General features: G+C 43.5%; 10 protein-coding genes. 4 read left to right on the top strand and 6 right to left on the bottom strand.

Annotated elements, in window-relative coordinates:
• Nucleotides 1-20: 20 nt before the first annotated feature.
• From AC23P2_RS06555 to AC23P2_RS06570, 4 genes are all read right to left on the bottom strand, one after another.
• A complete protein-coding gene (locus tag AC23P2_RS06555) occupies nt 21-2,858 on the bottom strand; it encodes a hypothetical protein (protein WP_487772448.1) in 2,838 nt (945 codons plus the stop codon).
• A gap of 300 nt (nt 2,859-3,158) precedes the next feature.
• The gene (locus tag AC23P2_RS06560; protein WP_487772449.1) at nt 3,159-3,347 is read right to left on the bottom strand and encodes a hypothetical protein; all 189 of its coding nucleotides are present in this window, start codon (nt 3,345-3,347) and stop codon (nt 3,159-3,161) included.
• Complete coding sequence (locus AC23P2_RS06565) at nt 3,325-4,230, bottom strand: alpha/beta fold hydrolase (RefSeq protein WP_487772450.1); 906 nt, start codon at nt 4,228-4,230, stop codon at nt 3,325-3,327. The genes AC23P2_RS06560 and AC23P2_RS06565 overlap by 23 nt, the downstream gene beginning before the upstream one ends.
• Before the next feature lie 21 nt (nt 4,231-4,251).
• Nucleotides 4,252-4,815, bottom strand: coding sequence for a DinB family protein (locus AC23P2_RS06570; RefSeq protein ID WP_028523170.1), 564 nt, complete (start codon nt 4,813-4,815; stop codon nt 4,252-4,254).
• Between the two features lie 164 nt (nt 4,816-4,979).
• Here AC23P2_RS06570 and mltG point away from each other — a divergent pair, with 164 nt between their 5' ends.
• Both mltG and AC23P2_RS06580 read left to right on the top strand, forming a co-directional pair.
• Nucleotides 4,980-6,023 carry an endolytic transglycosylase MltG gene (mltG, locus tag AC23P2_RS06575; RefSeq protein WP_487772451.1) on the top strand — a complete coding sequence of 348 codons (1,044 nt, stop codon included), beginning with the start codon at nt 4,980-4,982 and terminating at the stop codon, nt 6,021-6,023.
• 9 nt (nt 6,024-6,032) lie between these two features.
• Nucleotides 6,033-6,449, top strand: a complete 417-nt coding sequence (locus AC23P2_RS06580; protein WP_487772452.1) for an acyl-CoA thioesterase — start codon at nt 6,033-6,035, stop codon at nt 6,447-6,449.
• Between the two features lie 54 nt (nt 6,450-6,503).
• Here AC23P2_RS06580 and AC23P2_RS06585 read toward each other — a convergent pair whose 3' ends face one another.
• Nucleotides 6,504-7,376 carry an aldose 1-epimerase family protein gene (locus tag AC23P2_RS06585; protein ID WP_487772453.1) on the bottom strand — a complete coding sequence of 291 codons (873 nt, stop codon included), beginning with the start codon at nt 7,374-7,376 and terminating at the stop codon, nt 6,504-6,506.
• Nucleotides 7,377-7,580: 204 nt separating this feature from the next.
• Here AC23P2_RS06585 and AC23P2_RS06590 point away from each other — a divergent pair, with 204 nt between their 5' ends.
• Both AC23P2_RS06590 and AC23P2_RS06595 read left to right on the top strand, forming a co-directional pair.
• Nucleotides 7,581-8,975 (top strand): glycosyltransferase, encoded by a 1,395-nt coding sequence (locus AC23P2_RS06590; RefSeq protein ID WP_487772454.1) that lies wholly within the window; start codon nt 7,581-7,583, stop codon nt 8,973-8,975.
• Nucleotides 8,976-9,095: a T9SS type A sorting domain-containing protein gene (locus AC23P2_RS06595; RefSeq protein WP_487772690.1), complete on the top strand. Its 120-nt coding sequence runs from the start codon at nt 8,976-8,978 to the stop codon at nt 9,093-9,095.
• Between the two features lie 90 nt (nt 9,096-9,185).
• Here the strand turns inward: AC23P2_RS06595 and AC23P2_RS06600 are convergent, their stop codons facing one another.
• Nucleotides 9,186-11,783 carry a transglycosylase domain-containing protein gene (locus tag AC23P2_RS06600; RefSeq protein WP_487772455.1) on the bottom strand — a complete coding sequence of 866 codons (2,598 nt, stop codon included), beginning with the start codon at nt 11,781-11,783 and terminating at the stop codon, nt 9,186-9,188.
• Between the last annotated feature and the right edge of the window lie 49 nt (nt 11,784-11,832).

Consider the following 11,832-nt stretch of genomic DNA (forward strand, 5'->3'; position numbering starts at 1 on the left):
ATATTTGGTATTCAAACAAATTACAAGCCCGTTGAAACGAATATACCAAAATGGAAAGATTGGTTCGGGTTGATGGGGTCTTTGTCTAGTAAAAACGAATTTCTAAGCCCAATGCTGAGGGGTAAAATATTCAAAAAAGTATTGTCAAAAATAAGTTCAGCTCCTGCCGAACGATAGGTCGTTTTGGTTTTTGCTGTAAGTCGTTCGGTCATGGCGTAATCGTAAAAAATATTGGCCCTTACTCGCTTAAAATACGTAATCCCAAACAAACCCGCGTCGGGGTAAAAAAGTGGTAAGCCATAATTGGCCGAAAGACTCGTAACTTGGTCATTGGCAGGGGCATTGTACCCGCGTGGATAGACAAAGGTATCGGAGAATTGGTAAGAATTGCTCAAGAGTTCTTTCTGGAAAGCGCCTCTGACTTGAATGGCGTGATTTTTTCCAATGCCAGGAAGATATACGGTACTTGCCGCAACTGTTTTGGCATTGTCATCTCCGTTTAAGGTTGAAATACTGGCCAATTGGAGGGCAAAACCTAGCCTTGGCCCGACGTTTTGATAAGCCCTCCGACGAACGGTGCTGAAGTTTAGCCCTAAATTACTACTCAAAAACGAGTTGTCGGGTTTGCTAACTACGTTGTCAATGGTGAAATTGGTCAGATTTCGTTGTGTAACAATAACATAGGGCATCAGCGACGTAGAGAAATTGCCCTTGAGCCAACGCAGAGGAATGGCCACTTGGGCTGAAAGATCAAACTCATTAAACTGCTGATTGACTACTTGATTGTTTTGCAAAACGGCAGTGCTGCGTTGTCCATAAGTTGTCATCAGCGTAAGGTCTGGGTAGAAACGCGCAATCTTTAGCAGGGCGTTAAACGAGCTACTTCCTTCTTCGTTTAGGTTAACACTTCCCTCCAAATTCAATGAAACATCGTTGAGAAAATTGTTCATTTGCAGACCTATCGACGGAGTGCTTGGCGATGGAACGATGTTCCAACTGTGTAATTTTAAGCCTTTGAATAAACCTCGGTAAGATTTTACGGCGTACTCTTGGGTAGGTAAATTTTCAAAAATCGAACCTCCTTCTTCTGGGAAATTAGAGGCTTTAAAAATGGGCAATTCAAAAGGTTCTTTCACCAAAAAATCAGCGGAGTTGTTGGCCTCAAGTGGTTGTTTTGAAATGACATAGCCCATGTTGGAAAACTCCGTAAAATAGAGCGTTTTTCCATCTTTGCTCACTTCTGGCTCGAAAGCGGCGACGGGAACGGAGGTTACTTTTGAGATTTTTTTGCTCCCTGCTAAATCAGTACAATAGATGTTGTCGATGGTTGAAAAAGACGCATTGAAATAGACTTTATCGTTGGAAATTACTGGCGATTCAATCGTATGGTGCGTCCAAGGTGTTAACATTGTAATACCTTTTTCGGTGACGTTAATTTTGGAAAGTGCCAGTTGGCTTTGGTGTTTGGCAATGCTAACCAGTGCGTCCCCATTTTCGGCCCATGCCAGCCGAGAAAAGAAGTAATTGTCGGGGCTAGTAATGATTTCTAGCACGTTTCCAGAAACAGCATCTAACACGTGAATTTCGTTTTTCAGCATTGGAGAGACGTACACCGCCGCGATTTTACGGCCATCGGGCGAGGCGATAGGAGAGAAGTAACGGGTTTTGTGCGTGAGTTGTCTTTTTTGTTGGGTCTGTAAATCAAATAAATAGATGTTTGTAAAGTCCTGATAGCCACGGCGAGGGTTACGAGATAGTTCAGCCCATGCGACGATGTTGCCGTTCAGGCTTATGAACTCGTCGTTGCTGTAACCAATAGTAGTAAGTACTTTTTCTTTGCCGTTTTCGAGCTGGACAAGTTGGTCGGTTTGTTTGTAACTGCTTTTGCGAGCAATGAGAATGTCATTTTTCCAAGCCCTCGGATAACGGTAGTCAGTCACTGTTCGCTTGGTTTTTTGGGTAACGGCTTGCGTCGGAATCAACGTGGTAGCATCAAGACGTTCTTGCCACGCTTGTTTATTTTCTTTCCAAGACAGTTTGTACAAATTGGTAGAATTATAGCCAAGGTTACGTTTGAGCGCTCTCGAAAATGGATACACAATTCCTTTGTAGCGAGCCGCTTCGGCTTGGATTTTGGCTGTGATGTCGTTTCCTTTCAATTGACGAGCTTGGGTAAGCATCAGATAGCCAAGTCGATAGTGGTCAGGCACGAGGCTGCGATAAGAGCCATTTCGATTTTTTTGGTACGAATAATTGACCCCGACGTTTGCCAAGGCACGTTGTTCTAAAGTAAAAAAACTGGCTCTTCCTCGTCCACCTTTACTGAGGGCAGTCTCAGCAATAACGGCATCTCCTTCGCTATACCAATTAGGAATACTTAGGTTGCTCAGGAGAGCCCACAGCCCTTGGCCTTGCAAAATCGAACCAAGTTTGGTGATTCCACGCCTCGAATTGAGCGTTTGAAGTACGTGACGGTATTCGTGGACTGACAAGCCATCCAGCCAATTTTGGCTACCTAAAAGAAGATTGGATGCGGGAGGGGTGCAAAAAAACTCAGACCGAAAGGGCGCTAGGGCTACATATCCGTTGGGATTGACAGTTTGGGTTTGTAAAACGATGTTTATCCTTCCTTTTTTATCACCGATGGAACGACGGTTGTTGAGGTCAATAAAATTCACTACGTTGGCTACTCGCTGAGCTTGCGGTTCGATGCCTTTGGGAAAAATAATGTTGGCCGAGGGCGACGAAATGACTTGCCACTGCTGACCTGGGATGTGCCCGCCAAATTGGTCTTGGGCCTGAATATAAAACCCTACGGCAGACAACAGAAGTGTAAAATAGAATTGTTTACAATTCATAAAGATAAAATTTGACATTAAAAGAGCATAAAACTTATTTTAATCCTTGACGATTTGCAGTTTGGTAAGTCACAGACTGGTATAATAGTATATTGAAGCTAGTAATTTAGATCATTGGGCGGATAAAATCACCTATTTACGAATCCTAGAAAGGTGCTAGGTCTTTATTTGGGCGTTTCCTATTGGTAAGACATATACCAATAGAAAATCATGGCTAAGAATTAGGGAATGAAAGGAAAGTAAAAGCTGTAATGAAATGGCGGATTCTTTTATCGTAATTATAGCTTTGAAGACTAGCTATTAGTCATCTTTTTCAAGTTCTTTGAGCTGAATCGTGTATAAAACGGTACTTGCCCCAAAGCAAATCACCATCAAGATACGCGGAAAGTTCCATTCGATAAAAAAGCCTGCCAGAATGCTGACAAGAGTGGCAAAACCCATACCAATGGCTGCGATTTTAGACCATCTACGGCGTTTGTCTAATTCCATTTTTTAAGAAGTGAAGAAGTGTTGAAGTAAAAATGGTAGATTTCTCAAGGTTGGATAAATGCCCTGAATTTTTAATGACAAAGGTAGAAGAATTTGGAATACGCTCGGCCATCACTTTCGCCATCCGATGAAAGGTTTCCTCCTCTTTACTTCCTGTCAAAATAAGGGTTTGCGCTTGAATAATTGGAAGTAATTCAAGGGTATGAGGGGGGCCAAAGTAAGGGTTGATTCGGGGATTGATGAGGTGATCTCCGTGGTAGTCGGCGGTCATTTCACTCAGTCGAATGACCGCGCGGTCTTCGGCCGCGTACAAACGTGTGAAAGGTGAGCGAAGCCAAAATTCTTGCTGCTCGTCGTGCCAACCTTGCTGCGAAATAATGCCAACGGCTTTGTGAAGCGACGCCGATAATTCGGGCGTATATTCCTCAAAACCATCAAGCTCGGTGTTGGCAGCAACGATTTTAAGGGCACGTTGAGGATAACGAGCCGCAAAATGAAGCGCAATGTTAGCGCCCATTCCCGCCCCAACAAGGTGCGTTTGTGTTATACCCAATGAGTCTAGTAATGCCTTGAGGTCGTCGGTGGGGTCGTGGGGGTCGCGTGCGCGGGCTGATTGTCCAAACCCACGCACGTCGTATCGAATAACTCGGTATCGTTTATTTAATTTTGACCATTGGCTATCCCATTGTCGGTTGTCGAGGGCAAATCCATGAATCAAGACCACTGTTTCGCCTTTACCCGCCGCTTCGTAATACAGCCGAGTGTCATTGACTACCAATCTACCCGAGATGGTTTTAGATTGGGCAAAGGCAATGACGCTGCTACCCAGCAGCCAACACAGCAAAGCCAACAAAGAATGTCGTGAATGATGGGTTGGATACATAATCGGCTAAAGCATATCGACTTAGTACATGTCATTGAAGTCTGTAATACCACCTGAGCGGTAATAATCGTCTTCGTCGTTACGGCTTTGTTTGCCCAAACCTTTGTAAGTAAGTGCTTTTTTGAGAATCGAGATTTGGCCTGCGTGGTACAAATCATGCTGTAAAATTCCGTGAAGCATGGTATAATAATCGTACTCCCGTCCTGGTACGATTTCCTCTAAAAATTCGTCGTCTTCCCGCTTTTCAAGCTCCGCAATAAGCTCTTCTTGGCTCAAACTAAGTTCCATTTGGAGTGCTTCCCATTCAAATTCATCAAACATCGGGAACGTCTTCCAGTCGCGTGATTTTGTTACTTCATACTCACCGTCACCTTGTAACCGTTTGATGACAAAGATGCGCCAGGTGGTCATGTGGTAAAGAAGTTCGGCGATACAATGGGTATTCGGCATGATTTTTTCGGCAGCCATTTCCCACGATACATCGCTCAATACTTCTACTACCGATGGCCCATGCCATGCTCCTTCACTTTCGTAGATTAGATTAAATTGGTCAATAATGCGTAATAACTCTTCTTTTGCGTCCATTGTGATGTTATAAGACAATCTTTGTTAAACTCCAAAGGTACTCAATTCTTGTTTTGTTCGGTAAACTTGCGACTGTTTTCGTAGAAAAACCAAAGTGAACGTGTACTTTTGCACCGTAGATTCTATTGGCAGCCTCGTTCATTTGTTCAAATTGACTTATTATCATGTCTCGTAATTTTCAAATTGGCTTGTTTGTTACCGTTACGGTAATCATCACATCATTCTCCTTTTATTTTTGGCAATTGGCCAAAACTCCTAACTTTCAACAAGGGAAAGACAAAGATTTTGCCCTGTTGATACCTGCGGGGGCTACTTACGAAACGGTGCTTGACTCGCTCAAAAAAAACGACGTAGTTAATGACCAGATGTCGTTTCGTTTTTTGGCTAAATTGCTCAAATTACCCGAAAAAGTAAAACCAGGACGGTACGTTCTAACCCGTAAAATGGGAAACCTAGAAGCCATCCAAAAACTTCGCAATGGCAGCCAAGATGCTGTTCGTTTGACTTTCAATAATATTCGACTCAAAGACGACTTAGTGAAGCGAATTGGGGCAAAATTTGCCTTTGGTGCAGATACTTTAGGCCGATTGTTGAACGACCCTCAGGTATGCCAAAAGTACGGTTTTGATACCACAAACATTGTAAGTATGTTTTTGCCTAATACTTATGAAATATTTTGGACAACCAAAGTGGATAAGTTTTTGGGACGTATGCACGATGAGTATAACAAGTTTTGGACGCCCGAACGAATCGCCAAAGCCAAGGCGTTGGGGTATTCCAAAGCAGAGGTATCGGTAATGGCTTCGATTGTGGACGCCGAAACCAACCGAACTGACGAAATGCCGCGCATTGCGGGGGTGTATCTCAATCGTATCAAACAAAGTATGCCATTACAAGCCGACCCAACGGTGATTTTTGCATGGCGTGATTTTAGCATTAAGCGTGTAACGAGTAAATATTCGGCACTCAATTCCCCCTACAATACGTACCGTGTTTTGGGGTTGCCTCCAGGGCCAATCAACATCCCAAGTACGGACGCTATCAACGCCGTTTTGAACGCCGAACAGCACGACTATTTGTATTTCTGCGTAAAAATTGACCCAGAAGGAAAATTGCTAGGCTATCACGACTTTGCGGTTACGTACGAAGATCACCTCAAAAATGCAAAAATATACCAAGAGGCGCTTAATAAATTAAACATTAAATAACCGCTGCCCATGTTTGTCTATGAGTACAAAGGTGTCCGTGTTCGCTACGCCGATACCGACCAAATGGGATACGTGTATTACGGTAACTATGGCCGTTTTTATGAGATTGGGCGGGTAGAAGCCTTACGTAGTTTGGGTATGTCATACCGCGATATGGAGGACAGTGGCATAATGATGCCTGTTTATGACAATTACGCTCGTTATCTTCAACCTGCGCGGTACGATGACGAACTTAGCATCAAAGTGACCATTCCAGAGTTACCGATGGCACGGATTGTCTTTGAGTACGAAATTCGGAACCAAAAAGGCACATTGTTGAACACGGGAAAAACGACACTTTTGTTTTTAAACCGAACAACCAACCGCCCAACGCGCGCTCCCAAAGAAATGATTGAGCGACTGCAAGGGTTTTACGAACCTAAATAGCATTACAAAAAGCGCAAGCCTCCGAATTGTTTCAACTCGGAGGCTTGCGCTTTTCTAGTCTTTTTCAGCAATGGAAACCGACCAAGTACGTTCAAACGTCTGGTTGCTTTCTAGGCAAATGATTCCTTCTTTTTGCGTTAATTCTTGCGTAGAATCGACACTGTCAGCAATTCCGCACCAAGGCTCAATGCAGACAAAGTCGGCGTCTTTGGCTGCCCAAATGCCCACGTAAGGAAAACCACTGAAGCCAAACGTAAGTGAATTTTTACCTTTTACTGAGCTTAAAGTAACAGCAGTAGCGTTGAGGTGTTTAAATACCAGTGCATCTTCGTAGAAAAGCGATTTGGTTAAAGCCAAGCTATTTGTTGTCGAAACCAACGTAGGTTGAGTTTCAATAAGTCCGTCAGGGGACAAAGGCCAACGCCATAACTCTTCTTCAGTATTAAAATTTAACGTATAGTCATTGTACGTTTTTTCGTTGCCAAAAGGTACACAAAAAGCAGGGTGGCCTCCCACTGAAAACCACAATTGATTTACGGCAGGATTATGGACTTGATACGTAACGTTTAATTGATTTTGCACAATTTCATAGATAAGCCTCAATTCAAATTCAAACGGATAATTGGCCAAAGTACTTTCATCTTGAGTAAGTAAAAAAGTAGCTTTCGTATCAGTTTGTTCTTCGACTAAAAAGACTTTGTCTCTGGCAAATCCATGTCTAGGTAGTTGATAGTCAATTTTCTGGTAACGGTAGGTGTTGTCCTTTAAGCTTCCAACAATAGGGAATAAAACAGGCGAATGCTTGGCCCAAATTGCTTGTGCATTCCAGAGATAGTTTGATTGAGAGGGTAAATGAAACAGTTGTTGAAGTTCTGCCCCTTTTGGGTGAATCTGAACCTGGAGGTGGGTATTTCTAAGTTGTATCATTGCGTAGTTGAAGGTTTGTACAGATAAAATAATGAGGCTTAAAGTGAGTGAATTGTGAACCAGTTTGCAAAAATTGACAATAAGGCATAGAAAAACTGGGTTTGCTAGAAATAAAACTCAAAAAAGTTGGCAAAGAACAGTAAAATACTTAATTTCAATCCCTTACTCATGCTATAAGAACTCTATTTTAACTCTAGCCTTTTGATGGATCCACGTGCGCAATTTCATTTGTCGTTACTAGGTGATAAAACCGCCTTCCTAAAAATAGGCAAAAGTACACGCATTCTTCTATTGTCGTTGGTAGTTGTTGTTATCGTAACGGGCGTAATCTTCTCGCAAACACTGGGAATGTTTTTTTTTGGTTTAGGTTTTCTCAATTACATCTTGCTGTTAAGTTTTAGGGTTAGTAACAACTTTTATCGCCGAACAAAAAAAAGGATAACAGCCTCGATGGGAGTGGAAGAATGGCCGAAGTTTTCGATTCTAGTACCCTTGAAAAATGAAGACGAAGTAATCCATGCGACCCTGCAAGCCATTGAAAATTTAGATTATCCCAGCGATCGAAAAGAGGTATTGATTGTTGTGGAAGATACCGATGTGGTTACTCAACGTAGCCTAGCTCAAATTGATTTGCCATTTTCGTTTCGGATTATTCACATACCTGAGCTTCCTCCTTTTACCAAAGGGCGGGCGTTGTTGTACGCACTTAGGGAGGCTACGGGTACGTACCTGACGGTGTATGACGCTGAAAGTAGGCCCGAGCCCAGTCAATTGAAAGTGGCTGCAACCGCTCTTTTACAGGCAAAGAAAGAAACATGTTTTCAGTCGAAGATTAGTATTTCAAACGCAGGAACAAACTGGCTCACCCGAAACTTTGCGGGGGAATATTATGAGTGGTACGAACGGCACTTGAGCGAATTATCGGCGCAAGGTTTACCCTTTGGACTCGGAGGGAACTCGTTTTTTGTCTCCAAAAAAGCCCTTGAGGAGGCAGGTGCATGGGATCCTTTCAATGTGACCGAAGATGCCGACCTGAGTGTGCGACTATCAGAGAACGGAGTTAGACTACAAATCCTCGATTCTGTTACAACCGAAACCTGTCCAGATACTCCCAAAGGTTGGATTAACCAGCGTACGCGTTGGAACAAAGGGCTGTTTATTACGCAATTGGTTCATTTGGGGCGTACGTTTATGAGTGATAGTTGGCGGGGAGAGGCGTGGGTGAGCTTTTGGCTACCCATGATTTCGGCAGCGCTGGTTCCTTTCTTTAATCTATATATTCCTATTTATATGACTTGGGGAAATCTTTCCCTTTGGAATGTCTATATCATGAGTGTGGCGCTTTGGGGGCTGTTTTCGCTCAATCTGGTTTTTACCTGTGCCATCAATTACCTGACTTACCGCCGCATGGGCATCGTGGTTTCGCCGCTGCGTATTTTAAAGGATTGGTTTTTGTACTTAATTCTTCATATAGCATCGGGAGTGAAGGCGTACGCTGAGTACTTTATTTCCCCCTTGTATTGGCACAAAACCGAACACCTCGAAGATGAAAATGCGCTTACCTCACTTCCAGCAAAAGAATCATTGCCTACGTATTGAATTTACTCTCAACACCAAGAGGAGTTTGACGTGAGTCAAATGGTCAATGGAATGTATTTCCTACGAATCAATGCTGGGTCTAAGCAAACAACCTTGAAGGTGCTGAAAATGAGCAAATAACATTGGTCGCTCCGCTATAATAAAACCCCGTTTAACCTACTAAAGTTAAACGGGGTTTTTGTGTTATTGGATGTTATTTGAGGCCAAGCATCAACGAGAATTTGTCGTGTCCACGGGCACTTGAGGGTCGTGATCACTCTCATCAAATGTTGGTAGCATGTCCAACGTATCATTGACCACGCTAGTCGAGTCAGCAATGGTTTCAATCGGTGAGGATGGTGCACAGTCACGGTAACTTTTCAGGATAGCAATGGTTGGTTTGGGGAATGGTCCACGAACATAGCCAATATTAGGGTCGTCATAGACCTTTTCCAAGAACCGTCCCACCAACGGAAGGGCTGTTTTGGCTCCTTCGCCTAGGTTTGTACTGCGGAAGTGGATACTTCGGTCGTCGCCGCCTACCCATGCACCTACCACAAGGTCTTTGGTGACACCCATAAACCAGCCATCAGAGTTGTTGGAAGTAGTACCTGTTTTACCACCGATTTCAAATCCTTTTTTGAACAAACTACCGAAAGTCCACATATTTTGCGAAGTTCCTCCTGGTTCTTCAATACCGCCTTTGAGCATGTGAACCATCAAAAACGCCGATTCTTCGCTAATGACTTGTTTGCTTTTCGGGGCAAAACTTGCAATCTCACTGCCATTAGAATCTAAAATACGACTTACAACGATAGGGTCAGTGTGTTTACCGTGATTAGGAAAAACGCTATAGGCAGTTACCATGTCAAAAAGTGAGACGTCAAAAGGGCCAAGTCCAATGGAAGCCACGGGCTTTAGTGCGGTGGTTATTCCTAGTTTTTGGGCATATTTAACAACAGCCTGTGCTCCAATCCGATTGGTCAAATGCGCCGTGACGGAGTTAATGGAGCGAGCCAATGCCCTACGAAGTGTTAGTTCTTGGTAAGTAAAACCACCCGTAGAGTTTTTGGGCCGCCAAATGCGGGTCGTGTCTTTGCCTCTGACTTTTTCACGAACTTCAATCTCAAACGGTTCGTCTTTCATTTTATCACAAGGTGAAAGATTAAAGGCCGAACTGTCGATGGCTGCGCAGTAAACAAATGGTTTAAAGGTTGAGCCTGGTTGGCGTTTTCCTTGCTGAACGGCATCGTACTTGAAAAACTTGTAATTTAAACCGCCCACCCAAGCCTTTACTTGACCTGTGTAAGGATCCATGGCCATCATGCCCGCCCGTAAAATACGTTTGTAGTAATTGAGCGAATCTATCGAGCTCATCACGACCTTTTTATCCCGCCCCGTTTTCCAATCATAAATCGTCATGGTATCTTTTTTATTCATATAATACCAGATGGAATCCTGGCGGACGGTCGAGTCTAATTTGGCAAAGCGCTTGGAAAGGGCTTTGTAACGGTCGGTACGTTTGGCTACATCCGTGAGGAAGTTGGGGATTTCTACGCCCTTTTCATCACGCCAAGGATTTTGGTTTATCCAGTGATTTTCAAACGTTTGTTGGAGCATTTTCATCCGTTCAAACGTAGCTTCTACGGCGTATTTCTGCATCCGTGAGTCAATCGTTGTGTAGATTTTAAGGCCATCTTTGTAGGGGTCATAATCGTTTTCTTCCCCCCATTTTTCCATAAACTCTTCCACACTTCCGTTGAAATACTGATAAATCGCGTATTCGTTATTTTCGTCGTTAAAGCGTTCGGGAGTAAGTTTAAGGTCAATCGGCGATTTAGATAGCGAATCGACGGTAGTCTGTTTTAGGTACCCGTATTTCACCATCTGATTCATCACAGTATTCCGACGAATCAGCGAGCGGTCATAATTTTTAACGGGGTTGTAGAGGGTAGTTCCCTTTTGAAGCCCTACCAACACAGCTGCCTCTTGAATAGTCAGATTGTATGGCCCTTTATCGAAATAAAAACGAGCGGCTGTTTTGATTCCGTAGGTATTGTTTCCGTAGTCAACAGTGTTAAAATACATCGTCAAAATTTCCTCTTTGGAGAAATTTCGTTCGAGCCGTATGGCCGTCAACCACTCTTTGGTTTTGTACAATACCGTTCTAATCAAAGGAATATTGCCAAGTAACCCCCGTGCTGACTTACGGCGTGTGCGGAAAAGCTTTTTGGCCAACTGCTGGGTAATGGTACTTCCCCCTCCACGTTCTCCGCCTTTTAAAATCCCGACGGCAACCCCAAAAAGTGCGCGCGAGTCAATGCCCGAGTGCTCATAAAAACGAGCATCTTCCGTCGCAATGAGTGCTTTAACAAGGTAGGGGGACAAACTATCGAAATCGACGGGCGTGCGATTTTCGGTATATAATTTCCCGATAAGCTTTCCGTCTGCCGAATAAATCTCCGAAGCCTGTGCTACTTTCGGGTTTTGTAGTTCTTCGACACTCGGCATACTTCCGCAGAGCCACAAGAAGTTTGTTTCTACACAAAAAATGTAAAATACAAAACCGCCTAGTCCGTAAAGAAATGTTTTCCAGGCGGTTACGACGGGTTTGTAGTAAGGTGAATTAACATCAACGCGTGCGTAGTAGTAATCCCAGAGTCGTTTTGTAAGCTGTTGGTATTGGTTAGTCCATTCGTTGAGACGATCGAGTCCCACGATTTTGGCGAGCAGTTGGTACAACAAAGCTCCGAGCCATTTCCCGAATTTTCGAAAAGGCGTGGTGATTTTGTGCCAAAGTGCTCCTATTTTCTCCAAAAAATCCTGCATATCTGATATTCTGAATGAGTTTTGGGGTCAAAGATAGGGTTATTGGGAT

The sequence above is a fragment of the Runella sp. R0.1_18 genome, from assembly GCF_057652155.1.